Source organism: Paenibacillus alvei DSM 29 (genome assembly GCF_000293805.1).
Lineage (GTDB): Bacteria > Bacillota > Bacilli > Paenibacillales > Paenibacillaceae > Paenibacillus_B > Paenibacillus_B alvei.
In genome coordinates, this window is record NZ_AMBZ01000003.1 from 656,326 (window position 1) to 679,911 (window position 23,586).

Annotated in this window: 19 protein-coding genes and 2 pseudogenes; 12 read left to right on the forward strand and 9 right to left on the reverse strand. The window is 46.5% G+C overall.

Going from position 1 to position 23,586, the window contains the following annotated elements:
- Positions 1–18: 18 nt before the first annotated feature.
- Together asnS and PAV_RS13450 are read left to right on the forward strand one after the other, a co-directional pair.
- Entirely contained in the window at positions 19–1,314 is a 1,296-nt protein-coding gene (gene asnS, locus PAV_RS13445) for an asparagine--tRNA ligase (protein ID WP_005547023.1), read from the forward strand.
- A gap of 188 nt (positions 1,315–1,502) precedes the next feature.
- Positions 1,503–2,183 (forward strand): DnaD domain-containing protein, encoded by a 681-nt coding sequence (locus PAV_RS13450; RefSeq protein ID WP_005547025.1) that lies wholly within the window; start codon positions 1,503–1,505, stop codon positions 2,181–2,183.
- 104 nt (positions 2,184–2,287) lie between these two features.
- Here the strand turns inward: PAV_RS13450 and mtnB are convergent, their stop codons facing one another.
- From mtnB to PAV_RS13490, 8 genes and pseudogenes are all read right to left on the reverse strand, one after another.
- Positions 2,288–2,932: a methylthioribulose 1-phosphate dehydratase gene (gene mtnB / locus PAV_RS13455; protein ID WP_005547027.1), complete on the reverse strand. Its 645-nt coding sequence runs from the start codon at positions 2,930–2,932 to the stop codon at positions 2,288–2,290.
- 56 nt (positions 2,933–2,988) lie between these two features.
- Positions 2,989–3,660 carry a 2-hydroxy-3-keto-5-methylthiopentenyl-1-phosphate phosphatase gene (locus PAV_RS13460; RefSeq protein ID WP_005547029.1) on the reverse strand — a complete coding sequence of 224 codons (672 nt, stop codon included), beginning with the start codon at positions 3,658–3,660 and terminating at the stop codon, positions 2,989–2,991.
- Positions 3,657–4,885, reverse strand: a pseudogene (locus tag PAV_RS13465) (2,3-diketo-5-methylthiopentyl-1-phosphate enolase). The gene PAV_RS13460 and the pseudogene PAV_RS13465 overlap by 4 nt, the downstream one beginning before the upstream one ends.
- A complete protein-coding gene (proC, locus tag PAV_RS13470) occupies positions 4,882–5,763 on the reverse strand; it encodes a pyrroline-5-carboxylate reductase (protein WP_005547032.1) in 882 nt (293 codons plus the stop codon). The pseudogene PAV_RS13465 and the gene proC overlap by 4 nt, the downstream one beginning before the upstream one ends.
- A 53-nt stretch (positions 5,764–5,816) precedes the next feature.
- The gene (locus PAV_RS13475; protein WP_005547035.1) at positions 5,817–7,064 is read right to left on the reverse strand and encodes a glutamate-5-semialdehyde dehydrogenase; all 1,248 of its coding nucleotides are present in this window, start codon (positions 7,062–7,064) and stop codon (positions 5,817–5,819) included.
- Positions 7,065–7,079: 15 nt separating this feature from the next.
- Positions 7,080–8,189, reverse strand: a complete 1,110-nt coding sequence (gene proB, locus PAV_RS13480; protein WP_005547037.1) for a glutamate 5-kinase — start codon at positions 8,187–8,189, stop codon at positions 7,080–7,082.
- Positions 8,190–8,835: 646 nt separating this feature from the next.
- Positions 8,836–10,029 carry a pyridoxal phosphate-dependent aminotransferase gene (locus tag PAV_RS13485; RefSeq protein WP_005547041.1) on the reverse strand — a complete coding sequence of 398 codons (1,194 nt, stop codon included), beginning with the start codon at positions 10,027–10,029 and terminating at the stop codon, positions 8,836–8,838.
- 136 nt (positions 10,030–10,165) lie between these two features.
- Positions 10,166–10,669 (reverse strand): hypothetical protein, encoded by a 504-nt coding sequence (locus PAV_RS13490; protein ID WP_005547043.1) that lies wholly within the window; start codon positions 10,667–10,669, stop codon positions 10,166–10,168.
- Positions 10,670–10,848: 179 nt separating this feature from the next.
- Here PAV_RS13490 and PAV_RS13495 point away from each other — a divergent pair, with 179 nt between their 5' ends.
- From PAV_RS13495 to PAV_RS32370, 3 genes are all read left to right on the forward strand, one after another.
- Entirely contained in the window at positions 10,849–11,706 is an 858-nt protein-coding gene (locus tag PAV_RS13495; protein WP_005547045.1) for a carbon-nitrogen family hydrolase, read from the forward strand.
- An 89-nt stretch (positions 11,707–11,795) separates the two neighbouring features.
- Entirely contained in the window at positions 11,796–12,356 is a 561-nt protein-coding gene (locus PAV_RS36890) for a glycoside hydrolase family 3 N-terminal domain-containing protein (RefSeq protein ID WP_051135115.1), read from the forward strand.
- Positions 12,353–13,636, forward strand: a complete 1,284-nt coding sequence (locus PAV_RS32370) for a glycoside hydrolase family 3 protein (protein WP_005547049.1) — start codon at positions 12,353–12,355, stop codon at positions 13,634–13,636. Before PAV_RS36890 ends, PAV_RS32370 begins: the two co-directional genes overlap by 4 nt.
- Before the next feature lie 100 nt (positions 13,637–13,736).
- On the opposite strand, the pseudogene PAV_RS13505 reads toward PAV_RS32370, so the two are convergent.
- Positions 13,737–14,680 (reverse strand): annotated as a pseudogene (locus tag PAV_RS13505) (LysR family transcriptional regulator).
- A 147-nt stretch (positions 14,681–14,827) separates the two neighbouring features.
- Here PAV_RS13505 and leuC point away from each other — a divergent pair.
- The 7 genes from leuC (at position 14,828) to PAV_RS13540 (ending at position 23,557) form a co-directional block, all read left to right on the forward strand.
- Entirely contained in the window at positions 14,828–16,252 is a 1,425-nt protein-coding gene (leuC, locus tag PAV_RS13510) for a 3-isopropylmalate dehydratase large subunit (RefSeq protein WP_005547056.1), read from the forward strand.
- 14 nt (positions 16,253–16,266) lie between these two features.
- Positions 16,267–16,878, forward strand: a complete 612-nt coding sequence (leuD, locus tag PAV_RS13515) for a 3-isopropylmalate dehydratase small subunit (protein WP_005547058.1) — start codon at positions 16,267–16,269, stop codon at positions 16,876–16,878.
- A 568-nt stretch (positions 16,879–17,446) separates the two neighbouring features.
- Complete coding sequence (locus tag PAV_RS13520) at positions 17,447–18,928, forward strand: N-acetylmuramoyl-L-alanine amidase (RefSeq protein ID WP_005547060.1); 1,482 nt, start codon at positions 17,447–17,449, stop codon at positions 18,926–18,928.
- Between the two features lie 64 nt (positions 18,929–18,992).
- Positions 18,993–19,592, forward strand: a complete 600-nt coding sequence (locus PAV_RS13525; RefSeq protein ID WP_005547062.1) for a GerMN domain-containing protein — start codon at positions 18,993–18,995, stop codon at positions 19,590–19,592.
- A gap of 127 nt (positions 19,593–19,719) precedes the next feature.
- The gene (locus tag PAV_RS13530) at positions 19,720–22,488 is read left to right on the forward strand and encodes an S-layer homology domain-containing protein (RefSeq protein WP_005547064.1); all 2,769 of its coding nucleotides are present in this window, start codon (positions 19,720–19,722) and stop codon (positions 22,486–22,488) included.
- A gap of 101 nt (positions 22,489–22,589) precedes the next feature.
- On the forward strand, positions 22,590–23,285 hold the full coding sequence (gene nth / locus PAV_RS13535) for an endonuclease III (RefSeq protein ID WP_005547066.1): 696 nt from the start codon (positions 22,590–22,592) through the stop codon (positions 23,283–23,285).
- A complete protein-coding gene (locus PAV_RS13540; RefSeq protein WP_005547068.1) occupies positions 23,285–23,557 on the forward strand; it encodes a hypothetical protein in 273 nt (90 codons plus the stop codon). Before nth ends, PAV_RS13540 begins: the two co-directional genes overlap by 1 nt.
- Positions 23,558–23,586: the final 29 nt, after the last annotated feature.

Genomic DNA, 23,586 nt, shown 5'->3' on the forward strand with positions numbered 1-23,586 from the left:
TAAGGGAGAGAGCGATCGATGACGACGACTTGTGTCATCCGCGAAGTTAGCCGCCATGTAGGCGAAGAAATCCGTATGGGCTGCTGGCTGCACAACAAACGTTCCAGCGGCAAGATTCAATTCTTGCAGTTGCGTGACGGTACTGGATTTATCCAGGGTGTTGTAGTGAAAAGTGAAGTGCCGGAGGAAGTCTGGGAAGCGGCAAAAAGCTTAACACAAGAAAGCTCTATGTATGTTACGGGGACTGTTCGCGAGGAACCACGTTCCAAATCCGGATATGAGATGACTGTAACGAATGTGGAAATCATTCAAATTACAGAAAATTATCCGATTACACCGAAGGAACATGGTGTTGATTTCTTGATGGATCATCGTCATTTGTGGCTCCGTGCACCGAAGCAGCATGCCATTTTGACAATCCGCGGGGAAATCATTCGTGCGGTTCAGCAATTCTTCGATGAGAAGGGCTTTACACTGGTGGATCCACCAATTCTTACGCCTTCCTCTTGCGAAGGAACAACAGAATTGTTCCATACGAAATACTTCGAAGAAGATGCGTTCCTGACGCAAAGTGGCCAGCTATACATGGAAGCAGCCGCAATGGCGCTTGGTAAGGTTTACTCATTCGGACCAACATTCCGTGCTGAGAAATCGAAGACACGCCGCCACTTGATCGAGTTCTGGATGATCGAGCCGGAAATGGCGTTTGTTGACCATGAAGAGAACCTGAAGGTGCAGGAGCAATTCGTTTCGCACATCGTACAATCTGTGCTGAAGAATTGCCGTGCAGAGCTGGAAACACTCGGCCGCGATACGTCTAAGCTGGAGAAATGTGTAGCGCCATTCCCGCGCATTACGTATGATGAAGCAATCGCATTTTTACAAGAGCAAGGGTATGATATTCCTTGGGGTGAAGATTTCGGTGCGCCGCATGAAACGGCAATCGCTGAGAAGTACGAAACTCCTGTGTTTATCACGCACTACCCAACGAACATCAAGGCATTCTACATGAAGCCGGATCCAAATCGTCCAGAAGTCGTTCTGTGTGCGGATATGATCGCTCCAGAAGGCTATGGAGAAATTATCGGCGGATCTCAGCGTATTGACGATCCTGCCCTGATGGAAGAACGCTTCAAGGAACATGAATTGTCTCCTGAGGCTTACCAGTGGTATATGGATTTGCGTAAATACGGTACTGTTCCTCACTCTGGATTTGGTCTCGGTCTGGAACGTACTGTAGCTTGGATTTGCGGATTGGAACATGTTCGTGAGACAATTCCATTCCCACGCCTGTTATATCGTTTATATCCATAAGCTTCATGTAGCTCAGATCAGTAAGTGATGAAGATCGTCCTGTATCGCAAAAGCGGTATGGGGCGATTTTTTCAATAGCGATAAAGCCCTAATTTCTAAAATTTGAAAACGTTGCCAATTTAGTGCTTATCAAATAGCTGATCATATGAGACAATAGAGGGGTAGTGAAGCGGAGAGGGGATTAATGTATGAGTGGAGACGCTTTTCGCACCTTTGCCAAAGGGATGGCGCTTGGCATGCAATCAGGCAGTATTAGTGTGCCGTACCACCTGCTGCGCTGCTATCGGCAGCTGAAGCTGAATGATACGGAAGCAATGCTGCTTATTCATCTTATAGGCTTCAAGCAGCAGGAAATGAAGGACTTTCCGACAATAGAGGAGCTGCAGGAACGTATGGGAACAGCTCCTGAGCTAGTCATCAAGTCGCTGCAGAGACTGCTGAAGGATGGCTTTATCAGCATAGACGAAGAAGTCGACCCGGCAACGCAAGTGCAGTATGAGCGATATAATTTAACTGGATTATGGGAGAAGATGGCCGTATTCGTAACGGAAGAGATTCGAGCTGAACGTCAGCGGTTAAGACAATCTTCTGCATTAACGGACTCGGATCAACCGAATCTGTTCAATATATTTGAGAAGGAATTCGGCCGTCCGCTTTCACCAATGGAATGTGAGACAATTGCCGGATGGATAGATCAGGATCATTATCCAGAGGAATTAATTCTCTTAGCACTGAAGGAAGCGGTATTTGCAGGTAAGGTGCATTTCCGCTACGTGGATCGCATATTGCTGGAATGGAGCCGTAACCGAGTTCGCTCAATTGAAGATGCCAAGGCTTATACTCAGAAGTTCCGTTCTAGCGGAAGATGAGTGACGAGTTCTCGAATTGCATGGGAAAATAATGCCCGACACTAAAGCCCTCTGTCTAAAGTGACTGAGGGCCTTATCTGTTTTATGGAATAATAGGCTAGCATTTATTGATGAAGTGCTTGTTTGCGGTATACATATTCGAACAAGAATTCGAATGCCTCCAGATGTCGCTTGGCCTCGAAGGCATTAGCGCCCCATGCGTATATGCCGTGCTTTCGTAGAAGAATACCCGGAATAAGTGGATCAAGTGACTCTGTAATACATGGTACGATACGTGGGATGTCTGCGTAGTTCGGTACGACAGGGATGTTGATTATCGCGTCTTCCTCCCAAATGTTAAACGCTTTAATTAATTCTACGCCTTCTACCGGCACAGTGCCGCGATCTCCATATAGATCAGATACGATGGTATTAAATACGGTATGAACGTGGAAGATAGCACCACAGCCTGTGAGCCGGTAAATTTCACAATGAATTAATGTCTCAGCACTGGGTTTCAGCTTCGTTGCTTCGGTTGCTCGGCCATTCTCATTCACGAATAGAAAATCTTCAGGAGTATGAACCGACTTATCCTTGCCGCTGGCCGTAATCGCGAATTGGAATTGTTCATTCTGAATATCGCCGACACGAATGGAGAGATTGCCGCTCGTGCCTGGGAACCAGTGGCGGCTTGCAAACTGCTCTTTGATTGTGCGCAGCTCAGCAAGTGCTTGCTGCTTTTGCTCTACTGTGAGCATATTCGTGTTCATTCTATGAACTGGCTCCCTTCTTTTCAACCACTCCTAGCTTATTAGTGTGGATGATTTTAGATATGTGTATTGGAATGGGTCAAATGCTCCATAATATCATAAAAGGTGTGGAATGGTGCATAAGGAAGCTGTAGCTCATCGCATCGCACGATTAATTGCGCCCTTGCATATACAAATTCAGCCATCTTGGCTGCTGCAAAGTCGGTAACACTATCGCCAATCACGATACGTTCATACTCTTCTTCCGGGAAGCGACGGACAATGGTCGTTTTGCACATCCCGCAATCATTCGTACAAGGCGGCTGGCAGTAATATGGCCATGTGATGCGAATGCTATCGCCAGTGAAGTCGCTGCCATTACAATATATATGGTCAGAGGGAATTTGATACGGCTTGAGCAGCGGATATACAAAGAAATCAATTCCTCCGCTTGTCACGTACAATTCAATCTCTTCCGTCTGGCAAAATTGAACGAATTGCTCAAAGCCAGGGCGGATGCAGGCTTGCGATATGGCATATTGAACGACTTCGTTTCGCAGTGAAGTAGGGAGCATGGCGAACATTTCACCGACTCCTTGCCGAATTGACTTTCGTTCCTGTATGACATCATGCACGATCTCTTCCCAACCAGGCGGGTTGAAATGCCGAATAACTGAAACAATGTTATCATTTTCTGTTATTGTTCCGTCGAAATCGCAAAAAATGACACGACGCTTCTGCACACTCATTTCTTAACACCCCATAATCCAATTGCGGCAGCTAATGGCTCGGATACAACTGCTCTTTGCTCCAACGTATCGCCTTTCATCACGGCATCAATGGCATCTACAAATGCTTGACCGCCAGACGCTGTTCCCAATGGATGTCCGTGTATTCCTCCTCCCGCATTGACAACTACTTCCGTTCCGAAATCCTGAATAATAAGCGGGACAAGACCTGGGTGTATGCCTGCGGAAGGCACCGGGAAGGATCTTTTATGTATGGATTCTAATGATTCTGCTGTGCTAGTTAACGCTTGGCGGATACCTTGTGTCTCTTCCTTTGGCATTGTAACTGATCCGTACGGGGAAGGGAAGAGGACTAGATCGGCACCAGCCAATCGCATTAGCTTGCCAAGTAGGAGCGGAGCAGCAATCCCATGCTCCTTTGCAGGATAGTAAGCGCCGGCAAGTGCAGGGTGAGCTGCAATTGGAACTGTAATATCTGGATCTTGACTCAATCCATGCAGGACATCATATCCGTAGCTTAATACATTGAACAGCAGCGCATTTGCACCGGCCTCTATTGCACGAAGCGCTTGTTCACGAAGCGAGAACGTAGGCCCTGTCAAGTTTACGGCGTATAACAATTTTTTGCCTGTAATTTGCTCAGCAGCAGCAGCTGCTTCCATACAAGCACGAACACGCTGTTCGATCGGGGTCAACGGATTTTCAAACAAAATTTCGTCATCCTTAATCAGATCAACTCCACCCAATGCCTGTTGGTAAAATTGTTCCTTCAATCCTGACAGGTCATGTCCGATAAGCGATTTGAAAATACTCATCAATAATGGACGGTTATAAACCTGCAACTGATCACGGATTCCGTCAATTCCATACTTAGGTCCTGAAAATGCTGTTCTGAAAGAGTCCGAAAAATCGAGATCCATTAGCTTGATTTTGCCATCCATAGACAGCTTGCCGAATGCAGTAACGAGTAATGCGGGGAGATCAGGGCTAAAATTAATGTCTGGGTATGCGATGGAGATATCCGCATATCGTTCCCCTGCAACGTCTGATGGATGCTCCTCAATCGTGATAACCTTGCCGAGATGATTTGACATCTCGGCCTTTCTCGCCTCAGGGAGCTCGGTCCAGCTCCCTACCGTCAAGCCAACGGCAATTCCTTCGGCTTTTTCTTAAAATCTGCCCGATCATCGAACAGCCGATAGGTGGCGATGCAGTGATCTTTCATTCGATTTCCCTCCCAATTTGGTGTTCCATCTCCTGCGAGCGCTCTGCAGCGCGGTGAACCGCAGATATAATGGTCTTGCTCATATAATGACTGTTCATGACATCAAGTGCTGCCTGTGTCGTGCCGCCAGGAGATGTTACTTTACGGCGCAGTTCAGCAGGTTCTTCCTGCGTTCGTCGTACCATTTCGGCTGCTCCAAGCACGGTCTGCACCGTTAAATCATGCGCAATCTCTTGGGTGAGCCCGCCCTCAACGCCAGCCTGCATCATGGCTTCCATGACGTAATATAAATAGGCTGGGCCGCTCCCAGACAATCCAGTTACAATATTCATATGCTGCTCTTCGACTTCAACTGCGATGCCAATCGCTTCGAATATTATCATCGCGATAGCTCGCTGAGTATCGTCCACAGATTGGGAGCAGCAAATTGCTGTTGCTCCGAGTCCAATCGTACTAGATGTATTCGGCATTGTGCGCACGGCGGCGATAGGACCTAGAATACGCTGGATAGCATGTAAAGAAAGACCAGCAATGACTGAAATAATGAGTGTGCCAGGACGGAGCAGGGGCTTCAACTCATGAAGTGCGGCTGCAGCATCCTTAGGCTTCATGCATAGTACGATAACATCAGCTTCATGAAGCAGCTCCTGCTTGCCTTTGGATGTAAGCTCGATCGTAACGCCATACTTCCGCTTCAATTCTTGCAGTCGCTCGTTATTGCTGCGATTTATCATTGAAAATTGCTCTGGTTCCGTTAATTGCTTGGCAAGTACTCCTCTTACGATTGCTTCAGCAATGGAGCCTGCACCGAAAATACAAATGCGAAGAGAACGGAATGTGTCCTTCTCTTGTGTAATTGTTTCATTCATGATGTCCATTCCTCTCCCTTCTTTTCCAACACGTTGCTTGTAGAATATGCTGTTGCAGGACATTACTCGCGGATTTGACCTTTACCATAAATCCGATATTTGGTTGACGTTAGAGCAGGCAGTCCCATAGGTCCTCTTGCGTGCAGCTTCTGTGTACTAATGCCAATTTCGGCACCAAATCCAAATTCGAAGCCATCTGTGAAACGTGTCGAGGCATTATGGTATACTGCAGCAGCGTCAACTTCGTTCAAGAAACGATTGGCGCGCTCTTTGTTCTCTGTTATGATGCACTCGGAATGCTTCGTTCCATATCGAGCGATATGATCAAGAGCTTCATCCAAGGAATTCACCACTCGAATATTTAGTACATAATCGTTATATTCCGTTGCGTAATCCTGCTCGGTTGCTTTCTTCGCCCAAGGGGCGTAGGCAGTCGTTCGTTCACATCCGCGCAGCACAACACGGTGGGTATCGAACCCTTCCAGAAGTCCTGTCAAATGGCGCTCAGCAAATTGTTCATGAACAAGCAGAGTCTCCATGGAATTGCATACAGAAGGACGTTGAATTTTCGCATTATATGAAATCGATTCTGCCATATCAGGATCTGCGGTTTCATCCAGATAGGTATGACAGATGCCGGCGCCTGTTTCGATGACGGGGACAGTTGCGTTTTGAACGACGTTTTGAATGAGCGATGCTCCGCCGCGTGGTATGACGACATCAAGCAAGCCATTTAGCTTCAGCATCTCATCAACAGATGCGCGATCAGCATCTTCAATGAGCTGCAGGGCATCAACAGGAACGGAGGTTAATTTCAATGCTTCGTGCAGCACGGCTACAATCCGTTTATTCGATTCTAGTGCAGAAGAACCACCGCGCAGCACAACGGCATTTCCTGTCTTGAGGCATAATCCAGCCGCATCCACTGTAACATTTGGACGCGCCTCGTAAATCATGCCGATAACTCCTAGGGGAACGCGAATTTTTTCAATATGTAGACCATTAGGGCGGTCAATTGTTTCTAGTACATCACCAACAGGGTCAGTCAATTTAACGATTTGGCGCAAGCCCTCAGCCATGTCTTCGATCCGTGTTACATTTAATGCTAGACGGTCGAGCAGGGATGCGGATGTACCGAGCTGCCTGCCTTTTGCCAAATCTTTGGCATTTGCTTCTATTATGGAATCTGCGTGCTGCTCGAGCAGATCCGCCATTCTTAACAGAGCCTCATTTTTTTGGTCGGTCGTCAGCCGATTCATCACGGCTGCTGCTTCTTTTGCGATTGTAGCTTTTGAACGTACTTCACTCATCGTAGTAGCCTCCTTCTATGATCGTAGTGTGACCCATTCATCGCGATGTATCACTTCAATGCGCGGTACCCCAATGCGCTTCAGAACTTCTTCCGTTGACCAGCCAGCTGCAATCTTTAACTGATCAGTCTCGTAATTGACAATGCCTCTGCCTATAACACGACCGTCTAAGCCAGCTACCTCAACAACATCGCCCGGGTGGAAATCGCCTTCCACGTTACGTATGCCGGCAGGCAGAAGACTCGATCCGCGAGAGAGCAATGCTTGCTCGGCACCTTCATCAACAATAATCTGACCATGCGGAGTAGAATGGAAGCCAAGCCATTGCTTTTTCATAGGCAGTGCATGCAGATGAGTGTCGAAATAGGTGCCCTTGCCCTTGCCATCAACAGCAAGCAGAAGATCACCTGGCTCATTCACTCTGCCGACAAAAGCGGGAACTCCGCCACGCATGGCGATCCGTGCTGCATCAAGCTTCGATCGCATTCCGCCCGTACCTACTGAAGAACCAGTTCCACCAGCATATGCGTAGATTTCTTCGTTGATTTCCTCTACTCGGTCGAACCGTTTCGCATTCGGATTAGAGCGGGGATCTGCTGTATACAAGCCATCCGTATCGGTAATGATGACGAGGCGGTCTGCATGAATGAGATTCGCAACAAGTGCAGACAAGGTATCGTTATCACCGAACTTAAGCTCCTCGACAGAAACTGTATCATTCTCATTAATGATTGGAATGACCCGCTGCTTGAGCAGCTCTTCCATTGTCATCTGTGCATTGTGACCGCGCTTGCGGTTTGCAAAGTCCGGGCGGGTCAGCAGCAACTGAGCCGAAGGAATCCCGAATTTCTGAAATTGCTCTTGATAAGCTTGCATGAGCAGCGCTTGACCAACTGCGGCAGCAGCCTGCTTCTCATGCAGAAGCTTAGGGCGTGACGCATAGCCTATATGTCGAAATCCTGCTGCAACTGCACCTGAAGTGACGAGGACGACATGTGCACCACGTTCAATTAGAGAGACGAGCTCACGTACGTAATACTCAATATGTTCTCGGTTCAGGCCGCCGTGTTCTGATGTAAGCGAGCTGCTTCCAATTTTCACTACAATTCGTTGATATTGTTCCATCATTAGTTCACTTCCTGATTTATTGACTCTCATGAATATATGGTAACGTACAACTCATGATTGCCGGTGCCAGAATGAAAATCGAATGATGTTGATACGACCAAGGGAAGTCCGATGAAGGATAGAAGGAAGCGGTTATTGGTATAAAAAAAGACCCCCGTCCTCTAAAGGACGAAAGTCACACTTCCGCGGTACCACCTTCATTGAGGGTTCCTAGAGCATATACCTGAACTGCTGTCGTGCACAGATCCGCTATACGTCAGAAACCATCCTGCTTGATCGCCTATAACGGAGGCATCCGTTCAGCTTCACGTCAAGACGCTTATGCTGACCGCTCAAGGATAGGTTCTGTAACGGCTCTGCGGCGGATGCTTGCAGCCTATGGCATTCCGCTCTCTGAACGCGACCTTCATTACGTACTGGTCCTGTCATCACGATAAGGTATTCATACTCTGGCACCCGCTGCTCGATTAAAGCAATGAGTGTATTACGAATAGAATACCATGTGATTCCAACGGAGTAAAGAAGGCGCCTATCGTATAAAGGCAGGTGACAGAAGATTCCTTTAAATAGAAGGTACGAAAGATACTTAACCGGCCATCGCGGCATAATTGCTTACCTATAAGAGAAGGACAAAAGGACAGACCTAAAACAGAGAAAGTCTTCCAATTCGTTCGGCAGCTTCGCATAAACGCTCCTCAGTCGCAAGTAGACCTACTCTGACATAGCCTTCTCCATGCTGACCAAATCCGATGCCAGGTGCGGTAACAACATTCGCGTGCTCAAGCAGAAAATCAGCGAATTCAGCTGAAGTGTATGACTTCGGCACAGGGAGCCATGCAAAGAATGAGCCAGCGGATGGAACAGCCTCCCAGCCGATGCGATGCAGTTCTTTAAAGAACACATTTCTTCGCTTCTCATAGATCGCGCATAACGCTCTAACCGACTGCTGTGATTGCGTTAATGCCGCAGCGGCAGCTGCTTGGACCGCCCCGAAGAGACTGACATACATGTGATCCTGCATAAGGTTGATCAGTCGGATTAGCTCCTTATTGCCTACTGCAAATGCAACGCGCCAGCCAGCCATGTTGTACGTTTTCGACATGGTATAGAATTCGACTCCCACGTCCTTTGCACCAGGTGTCTGAAGAAAGCTTACCGGCCGTTTACCGTCAAATCCGATTGCTCCATAAGCGAAATCACTGGCTACAACGATGTTATGCTGGGCTGCAAACTGTACGGTCTCCTTGTAGAAAGTATGGCTTGCTACAGCGGACGTTGGATTGTTCGGATAGTTGAGGAACATCAGCTTGGCACGTTCTAGTTGCTGCTTTGTGATTCGTCCGTAATCCGGCAGAAATTGATTCGTTTCAAGCAATGGCATCATGACCATTTCAGCACCGGCAAGGGCCGCACCTGACCAATAATCCGGGTAACCGGGATCCGGAACGAGGCAGACATCTCCTGAGTTCAGCAGAATTTGACTAATTTCCACTAGTCCGGTTTTGCCGCCGAACAATACGGCTACCTCAGTGTCGGGATCCAGAACCACATCGTAATCTTCTTTGTACCGCTGGGCTATTGCTTCTTTTAAGTAACGATGCCCGCTGAAAGGAGGATATTTGTGATTGATTGGATCAGCGGCCGCTTCTTGCAGAGCAGTTACAATATGAGGAGCAGTGGGCAAATCCGGATTCCCTTGTCCTAGATTAATTACATCATGACCGGCAGCGATACGGGCGTTCGTTCGCTCTACAAGCTGGGCAAAGAATTGCTTAGGAAGCCGATCCATGCGTTCTGCCGGCCTAATTGAGATCGAACGGTACGATTCATCTAACATTTCTCATCCACTCCAGCAACCTGATTCGTTATCGGTTATCAAAATAATAACGATAATTTAGCATGTTTCCACTGAAGTGTATACCTTTTTTTCATCGATTTCCGTGACTTACATGCGGTTTTTCTTTAAATACAACTTATCCGCTCGATTTTTCAGCCTTTCCTGTCGGTTCTGTAGTTAGCAACTGCTGTATAAATGGCTTAACATCGATGTTGATTCGCAATAAATAAGGCTTGCGTTCTTTGGAGAACACGAGAAGTAATGGCTCTTTCTCTGGACAATAGATAAGAAATACATCTTTCACTTGCACGGTCTCTCTAGGGAGGACGACATCAGCCGGGGATGTTAAAGGGATTCGCACAATATACCCGCATTGATGTCCAATTGTAAGCTGTGGGGATGGGCCAGTTATGGACTTGATCCATTGCGCTGCAGTTGCTTGAAATTCCTTATTGTTCGGGAACGTCTTGACAATTCGCTGAGCCTTAATATCGAACAATTGGATAGGGGAACTTGCTGTTGAGTCACTGCCTTCATTTGGTGCCCATGCAAATATAATAGGCTTATTCAACATACTCGTACTGCAAACAAGGAAGATAGAGACTGTTAGGGCCCACTTGACCATACGTGGAATACGCATTATACATTTCATCCTTTCAAGACTGTGCTGGAGTTATTGTTCGTGTATATTCTTTCATTTCCGCTTACTTCCTTACATTGCCCATCTTGACTCCATTCCATGAAAAGGTATGATGAATGGTAGAAAGTGCTACGAAAATGAAAGTGTATTCGAAATGCCGATATGGAGGAGGGAATGCAATGAAAGAATTGTGGAATGTGTGTGCGATACAAATGGATGTAGCAATCGGCGAGCCGGACAAAAATATGGAGAGCGTGCTTCATCTGATCGGCAAGGCAATGGATAGAGAAAATAAACCCGATGTGATTGTGCTTCCGGAAATGTGGAATACGGGCTATGCACTTGAACGTATTCAGGATATATCAGACGTAAATGGACAACAGACGCAGCAGATGCTTACCATGCTTGCTGCGCGTTATGGAGTAAATATTGTCGGCGGCTCAGTATCTGTGCGTGAAGGGAATCAGATTTATAATCGCGTATATGTGGCAAGTCGAAACGGTGATATTGTCAGTACCTATGACAAAGTTCATCTGTTTCAGTTGATGGATGAACATATTTATCTGTCTGCAGGGAATGGACTGGGGACGTTCATGCTGGACGGTGTGAAGTGCGGTGTAATCATCTGCTACGATCTTCGGTTCCCAGAGTGGTCCCGTACAATGGCGCTTCAAGGTACGGAGGTTCTTTTTGTCCCGGCAGAATGGCCGCATCCGCGTCTCCATCATTGGAATACGCTATTGATGGCAAGAGCGATCGAAAATCAGATGTATGTAGTAGCCTGCAATCGGGTAGGCACAAGCAAGGGAGTTAACGGACAAGAAACTACTTTCTTCGGTCATTCCGCAATTATTGATCCGTGGGGAGAGACGATCGCTGCTGCTGGGGAAAAGGAAGCATTGGTTCAAGCACCAATTGCTTTACCACTTGTAACAGAGGTACGTAGTAGAATTCCTGTGTTCGCGGATCGAAGAGAATCGCTATATCAATCTGCTTTCGCAACTTATGGAAATACTTTCAAATCCGATCATCTATGATGTCAAGAAAAGAGAGGCATAAGCGAAACGAGAAGATGCTCGCACGACGCAGGGTTATCCTTTTTCTTATCCCCTTGTGTGCGGTCTGCTTGACTCTTCTAATCTGGTCGGGATATGGGGCTAATACAGTAAAGTTACTGCTTGGGAAGGCTCCTCAAGTACAACTGAATTCAATTTCCCCTAAGGAAAGTCGTGAATCAATCGAGCAGAAGGTAGGGCAGGAGGGGGCAGAGGACGGCATTCAGGTGGAGCAGTGGCTGCAAAAGCTTACGTTGGATGAAAAAATTGGTCAAATGCTGCTGCTTGATCTATCTGCGCTTGCTGCAGAGCGACCCTCGACTCCTGTATCCCAACTTGTGACGCAATTGGCACCAGGGGGGGTTATCTTATTCAAAGACGACATCAAGAGCGTGGAGCAAACGATTACGAATAACTTGCAAATGCTTCGCTCCTCGCAACTTCCTCTATGGATTGGAGTGGATCAGGAGGGTGGTGCAGTGAATCGCATACCATTCGTCAGCGATTGGAATGGCAATATGGCAATTGCTGCGACCGGGGATCCCCGATTCGCTTCTGAAACTGCGTTTGAAATGGGGAAGATGCTACGCCTTCTTTTTTCAACCTTAACTTCGCTCCAGTCGCTGACGTGAATGATGATCCATTCAATCCAGTTATTGGACTGCGTTCCTTCGGTTCTGAGCCTGATCAGGTATCCGCGTTTGTTCGCTCCTATGTCGAGGGGGCACATAAGAGTGGATTGCCTGCAATTGTAAAACACTTTCCTGGTCATGGTTCTACACGCACAGACTCACATGTCGGCTTGCCGAAGCTTCCCTATACATTGAAGCGGTTTGAGCAAGTGGAGTGGCTTCCCTTCAAAGCTGCAATAGAAAAAGGGGTGGACATGATCATGTCGGCCCACATTCAAGTTCCTCAAATAGAACCGAAGACAGCAACCTCACGAAAAGATGGTTCAGCGATCATGCTGCCTGCAACCTTATCTTCCCGCGTGCTTTCAGAGATACTGCGCAATCAATTGAAGTTTCGGGGTGTGATCATAACAGATGCACTCAATATGAAGGCGATAGCGGATAACTTTGGCTCAGAAGAAGCAGCTGTGATGTCGATTCAGGCAGGGGCAGATATTCTGCTTATGCCTCCTAAGCCCTATGAGGCCGTTGCTGCTATTCGCAAGGCGGTTACAAAGGGGACTCTTAGTAAGGAACGGATTGATGACAGTGTTCGCCGCATCTTGCAATTGAAGCTTGCTTATAAGATTATGGACGCTAAGCGAGCTTCGCGAATGAATGTGGATCAAGCGATTGAAAAGGCAAAGCTGTATATTGCGTCCAATCAAGCGGATAAACTGATGGATCGCATTGCAGAGCATGCAATTACAGGCTGGGGGGCACAAATGCCAAGCGAGCAGCCGCATGAGTTAATTACCTCAACGATGAATAAGGTGCTGCTAGTAGGTCATGATGATCGCAGTCTGGAACTTATGCAGCAGGCGCTGCAAGCAGAATTGTTGAAGCCAGGTGAATCAGCGTACAACGGGGCATCTTCACCGGCAACCAGGAATGCGATTGCGCAACGAACATATTCCGTAACTTGTGAAATAGGTAAGCTGAAAGATAAGAACTTAGCTGCTCAAATTCGCTCCGCAGATGCTGTGATTATTGTGACGAACGATATATACCGACAGCCGCGAAGCGTCGAGGCAATTACGGGCCTCCTTGCTCAACTAGAACAGCAAAAAAAGCCTGTTGCAGTAATTGCAGCGGGTCTCCCTTATGATGTTCAAGTGTTGAGGAACGCTCCTGTCGGCTACGCCACTTATGGTCTAACAGAACGAAATGTGCGGATGGCCGCCCGTATCCTGCTTGGACGCGCCTCTGCCTTCGGTCAGTTGCCGGTAACGGATAAGTGATAGATTAACGGACAGCCAGCATTTATCCGTATGGCCTAGTCCGGATTGCGAGAACATAACGAACGCATTGCACGACAGGATTCAGTTCGCCACCATAGTACTACATGGATTCCCCGGCACGAGCGCGTGAGCCGAAGCGGGCAGTAATCGTCTCCTCTAAGGTTTGCATAAAGGCTTCTGCCGCATGCGACATATAGCGGCCTTCTCGATAAGCGATGACGAGTGTGCGGGAGGGCCTGCCTGTCAACGGGATATATGCCGGAACGAACTCACTTCGTGGAGCAGTTGCGATAAATGACGGCACTAAAGCGACACCCATCCCAGCAGCTACAAGGGATTGTACGGTCTCAATATTTGTGCTTTCGAACACAACATTTGGTGTAAAACCGGCGTCTTGGCAGAGCCGAACGGTAATTTGTCTAAATCCTTGACCGCGCTTCAATAAAATAAAGGGCTCATCAAGCAGATCGGATAGAGAAACAGGAGTTGCTTTGGAGCCCCCACTTTGCTGGACAGCAAGACGGTGCTGCGGAGGTACAGCGAGCAAAATCTCCTCCTCAACTACAGGCCGATAAGTGAGAGAATCGTCAGTCAGTGGCAAAGATAACAGGCACAGATCATTTTTGCCTTGTGCAGTCATTCGCTCAAGGTTGGAAGTTGAAGTGTCTTCAACAAGTACTAAATCAATGGCCGGGTAGCGCTGATGGAATTGCGGAAGCACGTGAGGGAGAATATGAGAGCCGGTTATCGGCATCGTCCCGATGACAACCTTTCCTTTTTCGTTTGGCTTATATCGGCCATTTCGTTTTTGAGTTGTTCCATTGCATCGAGCATTTTCTGCGCGCGGTCAACAAATACCTCTCCAGCATGGGTTAGTTCCACTGAATTGGTCGTGCGTTGAAACAAAAGGACGCCGATTTCCTTCTCCAGTTTCGACAGTTGCTGGCTTAACGACGGCTGTGCAATATGCAGCTTCTCCGCAGCCCGCGAGAAGTTCCGCTCTTGTGCAATTTGTACAGCATAGAGCAGCTGTCTAAATTCCATGTCCGTTCATCCTCCTTATTGAACTGTTATAGGTTAAACCTATTATATTTATAGATATTATATCTTGGATCAATGAATAAGGAAATGCTATATTTGGTGGCAAGAGAAATAGAGAGAGAAGCGTAAAATCGCGGAGAGGTGAAGGAAATGACGACAAAGAAGACCATGTACGAAAAGATTTGGGATCGGCACGTCATTGTTCAAGAGGAAGGCAAACCGAGCATTTTGTACATTGATTTGCATTTGGTGCACGAGGTAACATCCCCCCAGGCCTTTGAGGGATTGCGTATGAGCGGCCGCAAGGTAAGACGTCCGGATCTTACTTTTGCAACGATGGATCATAATGTACCAACGAAGGATCGCTTCAATATAGCAGATCCAATCTCGAAGCAGCAAATTGATACCCTATCACAGAACTGTGCAGATTTCGATGTCACTCTGTTCGACCTGAACAGCATTGACCAAGGTGTCGTGCACGTTATGGGACCTGAGCTTGGTCTCACTCATCCTGGAAAAACAATTGTATGCGGAGACAGCCATACATCTACACATGGTGCATTCGGTGCTCTTGCATTCGGTATCGGCACAAGTGAGGTTGAGCATGTGCTTGCAACTCAATGCTTGCAGCAAGCGAAGTCGAAGACGATGGAAGTACGCTTCGTTGGCAAACGTAAGCCAGGCGTTACTGCGAAGGACATGATCTTGAGCTTCATTGCACAAAATGGGACTGATTTTGCAACAGGCTATGTGATTGAATATACAGGTGAAGCAATTCGGGAATTAACGATGGAAGAAAGAATGACAGTGTGCAACATGTCCATTGAAGCGGGTGCCCGTGCCGGACTTATCGCTCCAGACGATACAACCTTCCAATACTTGCGCGATCGTCAATATGTACCGAAAGGTGAGGCTTTCGAAGCCGCGATTGCAGAGTGGAAGGGCTATGTAACGGATGAAGGGGCTTCTTATGATCTTGTCGTTGAAGTGGATATGGATCAGCTAATCCCACAAGTGACATGGGGAACTAGCCCAGGTATGGGTACCGATATTACGTCGAATGTGCCAAACCCTGTTGATTTTGCAACTGAAAATGAACGCAAAGCTGCTGAGAAAGCGCTTGAGTATATGGATTTAAAACCTGGAACGCCAATGACTGATATTGCGGTCGATTACGTGTTTATCGGCTCCTGTACGAATGGGCGCATTGAAGATTTGCGTGCAGCTGCAGAGGTAGCTAGAGGCTACAAGGTAAAAGAGAAGGTCACGGCCATCGTCGTTCCAGGATCTGGTCGAGTTAAGCTTCAAGCGGAAAAGGAAGGATTGGATCAAATATTCGTGGATGCAGGCTTCGAATGGCGCGATGCCGGATGCAGCATGTGCCTCGCAATGAACCCGGATGTGCTTCAGCCAGGACAGCGCTGTGCATCGACTTCCAACCGCAACTTTGAAGGGCGTCAGGGGCGCGGTGGCCGTACACATCTGGTATCGCCAGCAATGGCGGCAGCTGCGGCAATCAAGGGGCACTTTGTTGATGTGCGCAATTGGGAAATTAAAGCGGAAGTATTGAACTAAGGGAGGAACGAACGATGCAACCATTTACATCCATGAATGGTCTTGTTGCCCCAGTCGATCGGGTCAACGTAGATACAGATGCTATCATTCCGAAGCAATTTTTGAAGCGTATTGAACGGAGCGGATTCGGACAGTTCTTGTTCTATGAATGGAGATTTGATGAGGACGGCAACGTTATCCCTTCGTTCACGTTGAATCAGCCACAATATGATGGAGCTTCCGTCCTGCTGTCCCGCGCGAATTTTGGCTGCGGCTCATCTCGTGAGCATGCGCCATGGGCGATTCTCGATTATGGCTTCCGTTGTGTCATCGCTCCATCCTTCGCAGATATATTTTACAATAACTGCTTCAAGAATGGCATCTTACCTATTAAGCTGTCGGAAGAGCAGGTTGATGAGCTGTTTCGCCGTGCTGCAGAGAAGGCAGGGTATCGGTTAGAAGTGAATTTAGAAGAGAAGACAATTACAGATGCTTATGGCTTGAGCTACGCCTTCGATTTGGATGAGCATCGCCGTCAATTTTTGCTGCAAGGTCTCGATGATATCGGACTGACACTGAAGCATGAAGATGCAATTACGGCATACGAAGCTGCAAACGCAGCCCGTGTTGCTTACCCAATGGTATAATTGAACGGCAAGATAGCAGTGTATAAAATCCCTGGATCGCTGTAGCGAACCGGGGATTTTTTTAGCGATCAAGGTCGCTGGCTTTCGTGTGGCAAGTTGTGTAAAGCGCATGTCGGATCAAAAGGTTGCTACATACATGAATAATTTGCTCGATGAGTGCTTTTAAAGAGCCGATTCCTTCCGAGGAGATGCTGGAACAAATACCTGGAATGTAAGATGAACTGCGGAGACCCCTGTTTTCATTATTTCTGCAGTAAAGAAGTAGCATGTGTTCAGTAGACCCATTTTCTATTTGCACTTTTTGTATGATCAGGCACGAAATAGTGAACCGTCTATTTTTGGTTGTTACGTATCCTGTCAATATTTATGTTCAAATGTGCAACTTTTGTCTTGCCATGGGGGAGTAGGTGTTTTACATTTAATACGAGGGATATTTTAGCAGATTATTTTTAGCCAAAAAATGTAGAAAACACGCAACTTTTGTACTTTTTATACGTCTAATAATACGTCCGTTCTTAATAGACAAATAGAATAGTGCGGAACATGACGAAAGGATGTAGAGGTGAAGATGCAGAAAAAACAAAAATTTGCGGTTGGATTGCTATTGATGCTGTTATGTTTAGTGTTTCCTTCGATGGGACAAGCTGCGCCTGATACAAGCTTGTACTTAAATGGGAATTCTTTGGCCTTGCCAGAGAACATTTCAATGCTGAACAATTCGGTCATGGTCCCGATTCGCGTCGTTTCCGAGGAGTTGGGTTATAAGGTTGATTGGAATCAGAAGGCGAAGACGGTAGCTATAAATGATAATAGCAGAAGCTTGAATCTCACCGTCAATCAGAAGACGGCGACAGTTGATAACAAAGATGTTACACTCGTTGCACCTCCGATTATTAAGAGCGATATTGCGCTTGTCCCACTTCGTTTTATCGGCGAAAATATGGGACTGAAGGTAGACTGGGATAATTCTACCAAATCGGTGTATATGTTTACATCCGAAGAGGTGGTGACGCCTCCAACTACCAATCCGGGCAATGACTCGTCATCAGACAATGGCACGGGAGGCTCTGGCGAAGAGCAAGTGAAGCCAGACAGCAATCATGCAGTTGTTACGGATTTCTCATTTGACATTAACCAATTACATATCGCATTAGATCATAATGTAAGACCGAGCATTACGACAATGGATAGCCCTGACCGGGTTGTTATTGACTTGCCGAATGCAGTGTTTTCGGATCAATTTTATGAGAAATACAGTTTCAAACAGGATGGGCAAGGGGAATATGTAGTATCAGATTACCCAGATGTTCAGCGAATTCGCTTTGCAATGTTCAGTGACAAACCGAACACCGTGCGTTTCGTAATCGATGCAAGCTATCCATTGAATGGCAACGTCACACTGAATGATCAAGGTCTGACAACAATCGCGCTGTCGCAAGCCGACGGGAATAATGGCAACAACAATGGCGGTACAACGAAACCGCCAGTTACACCAAATAAGCCGAATGGTACGTATACCGTTGTCATTGATGCCGGTCATGGAGGCAAGGATTCCGGTGCGATCAGCTTGACCAAGAAGACGGAAAAGGACTTTACTTTGGCACTTGCCTTGAAAGTCGGAGAGTTACTTCGTAAAGAAGAAAAGATCAATCTTGTTATGACGCGCGAAGACGATTCATTCCCTGAATTATCGGATCGTTCATCGCTTGCGAACAAAATTGGTGCGGATATATTCGTATCGATACATGGAAACAGTGCGAAAAATAGCCCTTCTGTAACAGGTACGGAGACGTTCTATTATCACAAGAGCAGCGAAGCACTTGCCAAGACGTTGCATAAAAATTTATTGAATGGAACGCAATTTAAGGATCGGGGTATCAAATTTGGAGATCTCCATGTCGTTCGAGAAACGAAGATGCCGTCGGCTCTGCTCGAAATAGGCTTTTTAACGAGTACGAATGACGAACCTCAGATGTTCGATGAGCAGTTCCAATGGCGCGTTGCAGAGAACATTGTCAAAGGAATTAAAGAATATTTGGGCGTATCCTGATTCCTGATAATGCAACCTTTTGCAGACTGTAGCGTTATGAACGATGTAAAGGAGGTCATGATTGATGAAGACACGCAAATGGTGGGCGCTGGCAGCAGTAGTACTATCCATTACAATTATAAGTGCATGTGGCGCAAAGCCAACGACGAATGGAGCTCAGCCAGATCAACCAACAGCAGAACAACCGACGACAGAAAAGCCGTCCGGGGAGACGACACAACCTGAGCAGCCAATAACAGACAACAACACCAATGGAGAATCCAAAGCTGACAAAAAGGAGCAAACGCTCGATGTCTACGTTTCGGATGACCAATTGATGGAGCTGAAAAGCTACAAAAAGAAGATTCAGTTTGCAAATGATAATGAAAAATATCAGGCTGCGTTAGAAGCATTACAATCGTCTGATAATGACAAGGACATTCCATTATGGAAAAGCATCGACTTTAAATCCGTAAAAATGGAGAATGGTACGCTTGTCATTGATATTCATATTACGGAAGAGGGCCATCTTGGCGCTGGAGGCGAACAGTTCGCGTTAGAGTCTCTCACGAAGACGATGTTCCAATTCGATGAAGTAAAGGCAATTGATATTCTGGTAGACGGAAAATCAGATGAAAGCTTGATGGGACATGTAACCTTGGATCATCCAATTAAGCGTCCTTAAAAAGAACGAAACGTGTTAGAAAAACAAAATAATACCAGTAATTATTCGAGAACAGGGGCAGGAATTGCCCCTGTTCTTGTCGAAAAAGAACATCTTACGAGGAAATTTATGTGGAAGGGGATGCACCATGCAATCAAATAAAAAACCACGTGTGCGCAAAGCACGTGCCTTAACAAGTGCGTTATTGGCCGTATCCATGATGCTGACAACTATGCAATTTGCTATGGCAGCGGAGTCGAATTCGGCTACGAAGACGAATCAAGTAACATCAACCTCGAATACAAGTCCGATATTCAGCGATGTTAAGCTTGGTTATTGGGCAGAAAAACATATACATAAGCTTGCTGCATTGGGTGTTCTTAAGGGGGATAACGGGAAGTTCCGTCCCGGAGATGCTGTAACACAACAAGAAGCGATCGCAATGGCTATTCGCTACATGGGGCTGGAGGGTGAACTTAATTCTACAGATTCCGTAGCCCTTCCTGCTGATTTTAAAGTAGGCACTTATTTCAAGCCATATATCGTTCTTGCACTTCAAAAAGGGCTTTTGGACAAAAATGAACTTGCAAATCCAGATAAGAAGCAAGCATGGGGCGATAAGAAGGCAACTCGTGAATGGGTAACGAAAATATTGGTTCGTGCAGTCGGCAAGCAAGCGGATGCGGAACGTGCGATGAGCAAAAAAACAACGTTTGCTGACAATAGTAAAATTAGTGCTACTGCATTGGGTTATGTCAACACAGCAGTTGATCTTGAATTGACAACTGGATTGACTGGCAATCGTTTTGATCCTCAAGGCAATGTAACCCGTGCGCAGCTCGCAACGTTTTTCAGCCGCGGAGAAAAAGTGTACAAGGTGAAGCATGCTTCCGAGGCACTCGGTTATGTAATGAGCATGAATGATCAAGAGATGCGTCTCTACACGGAGGATGGCAAATCAGTATCCTACCGCTGCGACAGCAAAACGATGTACTATAAAACAGACAGCGAGCAGGCGATCAAGGCTTCCGAGATCGGGTTATATATGAAAATCCGAGTTGTTGTACAATCGGGGAATGCGACTTATATTGAATTGATTGACGCAGAGCCGAAGGTGGAGACGTCTACCGTTAAGCTGAGATACGTTGCGCCTTCAGAGAAGAAGCTGTACTTTACGAGAGATGGCTCTGATGCATTGTCTGATATTGTGTATGACAGCAGCGCGACAGTATTCAAAGATGCCAGCGGCAACACGATCGAGCCTTCCAAGCTGGTTACGGACAGTGAGCTTGTTATCAAGCGGGAGACATTTACGAATGAACGCAAAATCATTGAGGTGCAGATTAAATCGGGACCAATCAATAAGTCTGCTAAAGGGACAATCACTTCGGTAGATGCTAAAAACCGTTCGGTTACGATCAAATCCGAGAGTGGAGAAAGCGAAACATACACGGTTGCAGAGGGCGCTTACGTACGGTATAAGGATCAATTGTTGTCCGGGCTTAGCAGTCTCAAGGAAAATGATAAAGTCAATTATACGGTGAAGAATAGCGTCATCACTGAAATCGAATTGATGAACGCTCAACAATTGACCATCACGGGAACCTTGTATGAAAAAGGTACGTCGAAAACCAGCATTACGATCCGAAAAGAAGACAATAGGTTGGAAGCGAAATTGCTTGCGCGTGAAGTAACGATTGATATTGATGGCATGAAAAATCCTTCCTTCGATGATATCGTAGCTGGTGAATACGGGGATCGTGTAGAATTAACGCTAAACAGCGATGATCTCGTTACGAACATTAAGGTCATGAACCGGAAGGCCGAAATGTTAATTGGAGCTACGGTTGTAGATTACGATAGAGGGAACAATTTGTTGATGGTGATGGACGAGCGCAAAGAGCCGCATGCTTTCAAGTTGACAAATGAAACGCGTTTTGAGAACAACGGAGTTAAGGTTGCAGTTGATGATATCGCGAGTCAATTAAAAGATGGCAAGCGTAAGGTTAACATTCAATATACAGCCAAAAATGCGCTCCTTGTGCAGTTTGTCAACAAGTTTGAAGGGACGTTTGTCTTTGCTAGCTCAACCGCTAAGACGGTGACGATGAAGCTTGCCAATGGGCAGACGGTTACGCTGCCGTATAAGAGCAACACACTTAGTGTTGAAAAATATGGAAAAAGCGGCGTTTCATTGAATGATGTGAATAATGGTGATACAATTGTAGCTTACTTCACTGATGATCAGTCTTCAGTAACATCACTTGCCGTTCGTCAAACCCTGCAGTTTGAGGTTGCGTCTCGTGATGCAGCGAAGTATCGCATGCGCTTGCGCTCCAACGGTTCAACAATCGAGGAATTCTATGTAGGCAGTGCAACGATTTATGATTTGAACAACAACAAGATCAAGATTGCAGACTTGAAGGATAATGACTATGTCAATGTTGTATTGGACGGACGCTCTATCGTGGAGGTGCGTCAAGTTCAAGTTACATACGGTCGAGTAGAGTCTGTAGATACGAACAACGGTTCGATTCGTGTGCGCGACAATAGCGGTTCTTTGTCTGTCCACCAAGTAGGCAAGAACGCGCAAATTCAGGTTGATAATTCCTCGACATCGAATTTGAGCGCGTTGAAAGAAGGAGACCGTGTAGAGGTGCGCAAGGACACAAGCGATCTTGCAGTTGTGAAGCTGATCAGCGGCGTGAAGCGCAGCTTCTGGCGTTATAATTCCAGTACGAGTGAATTGTACGTCAAACGCACCATGGCAGAAAATAATTATATATTCAATGTTCATCCGAATGCATTTATTCATTCGAAGGGCGAGAAAATCAGCCTGTCTTCCATTAAAGAAGATACCGATATTATGTTGTATATGATTAAGGATCAGGTTGTTGAAATCGAGAAAGTGTCTTAAACTACGATTAGGTTCACTACGAGCCGTCTCACCTTTGCGGGTGAGGCGGTTTTTAGGTGAACCGTCAAGAAGAATGGATAGAAAGGTGAGGTGACTCCTAGATGGCAACAAGTGTCCGCGTCCGTCATATTCTCGATACGATTGCTCAGATGTACCCTGATGCGCATTGCGAGTTGACTCACTCCAATCCGTTCGAATTGACAATTGCAGTCCTGTTGTCAGCCCAATGTACAGACGAGACGGTGAATAAGGTAACGGCCACGCTGTTCCAAAAGTATAAATCACCGGAGGATTATTTAGCTGTTCCACTCGAAGAGCTGGAATCGGATATTCGTCGAATTGGTTTGTTCCGCAACAAGGCGAAAAATATTCAGAAGCTATGCCAAATTCTCATTGATAAATACAGTGGTGAAGTACCTCGGGAGCACGCTCAATTGACAGAGCTTCCGGGTGTCGGCAGAAAGACGGCCAATGTGGTCGTTTCCAACGCCTTCGGTGTGCCTGCAATGGCAGTGGACACACATGTCGAGCGCGTCTCCAAGCGCTTGCGACTAGCTAACGAAGACGATAGTGTGTTGGAAGTGGAGAAGAAGCTGATGCGAAAAATTCCTCGTGAAGAATGGACAATCACGCATCACCGGTTAATCTTTTTTGGACGTTATCATTGCAAAGCGCAATCCCCCCAATGTGACATTTGTCCGCTGCTAGATAGTTGTCGAGAGGGTAAAATACGTATGAAAGCGACCAAACCTAGAAAGACTGGAAAATATAAGAACGTGGATGGGAGTCGGTCGTGATGAAATGTATTTCGGTATACACGAATGATTTTGAACAATTTTCTAATATTTATGAAAAAATTATGCAAACACCTCTTCAAGAGGATGAAGAACGTGAAATTGACGGTGTTACGGTATATGCAGCTGGACAAGTCCCTGATCAGTATGTCGAACGTATGCGCCAAAAACGTGATGTTGTCGTTATGCGTGTGAAGGATGCAGGAATTACAATCCTGCAGCGCGGAGAACAATTCGAAATCATTCTCCCTGAACAGCAAAATATGGTACACTAGAAACCGAGTAGAAGGCAAAAAGAGGAAGC

What these genes read in the sequence shown, in the direction of transcription:
- asnS (WP_005547023.1), top strand. Translation starts at nt 19, where the DNA reads ATGACGACGACTTGTGTCATCCGCGAAGTTAGCCGCCATGTAGGCGAA.
- PAV_RS13450 (WP_005547025.1), top strand. Translation starts at nt 1,503, where the DNA reads ATGAGTGGAGACGCTTTTCGCACCTTTGCCAAAGGGATGGCGCTTGGC.
- mtnB (WP_005547027.1), bottom strand. Translation starts at nt 2,932, where the DNA reads ATGAACACGAATATGCTCACAGTAGAGCAAAAGCAGCAAGCACTTGCT.
- PAV_RS13460 (WP_005547029.1), bottom strand. Translation starts at nt 3,660, where the DNA reads ATGAGTGTGCAGAAGCGTCGTGTCATTTTTTGCGATTTCGACGGAACA.
- proC (WP_005547032.1), bottom strand. Translation starts at nt 5,763, where the DNA reads ATGGACATCATGAATGAAACAATTACACAAGAGAAGGACACATTCCGT.
- PAV_RS13475 (WP_005547035.1), bottom strand. Translation starts at nt 7,064, where the DNA reads ATGAGTGAAGTACGTTCAAAAGCTACAATCGCAAAAGAAGCAGCAGCC.
- proB (WP_005547037.1), bottom strand. Translation starts at nt 8,189, where the DNA reads ATGGAACAATATCAACGAATTGTAGTGAAAATTGGAAGCAGCTCGCTT.
- PAV_RS13485 (WP_005547041.1), bottom strand. Translation starts at nt 10,029, where the DNA reads ATGTTAGATGAATCGTACCGTTCGATCTCAATTAGGCCGGCAGAACGC.
- PAV_RS13490 (WP_005547043.1), bottom strand. Translation starts at nt 10,669, where the DNA reads ATGCGTATTCCACGTATGGTCAAGTGGGCCCTAACAGTCTCTATCTTC.
- PAV_RS13495 (WP_005547045.1), top strand. Translation starts at nt 10,849, where the DNA reads ATGAAAGAATTGTGGAATGTGTGTGCGATACAAATGGATGTAGCAATC.
- leuC (WP_005547056.1), top strand. Translation starts at nt 14,828, where the DNA reads ATGACGACAAAGAAGACCATGTACGAAAAGATTTGGGATCGGCACGTC.
- leuD (WP_005547058.1), top strand. Translation starts at nt 16,267, where the DNA reads ATGCAACCATTTACATCCATGAATGGTCTTGTTGCCCCAGTCGATCGG.
- PAV_RS13520 (WP_005547060.1), top strand. Translation starts at nt 17,447, where the DNA reads ATGCAGAAAAAACAAAAATTTGCGGTTGGATTGCTATTGATGCTGTTA.
- PAV_RS13525 (WP_005547062.1), top strand. Translation starts at nt 18,993, where the DNA reads ATGAAGACACGCAAATGGTGGGCGCTGGCAGCAGTAGTACTATCCATT.
- PAV_RS13530 (WP_005547064.1), top strand. Translation starts at nt 19,720, where the DNA reads ATGCAATCAAATAAAAAACCACGTGTGCGCAAAGCACGTGCCTTAACA.
- nth (WP_005547066.1), top strand. Translation starts at nt 22,590, where the DNA reads ATGGCAACAAGTGTCCGCGTCCGTCATATTCTCGATACGATTGCTCAG.
- PAV_RS13540 (WP_005547068.1), top strand. Translation starts at nt 23,285, where the DNA reads ATGAAATGTATTTCGGTATACACGAATGATTTTGAACAATTTTCTAAT.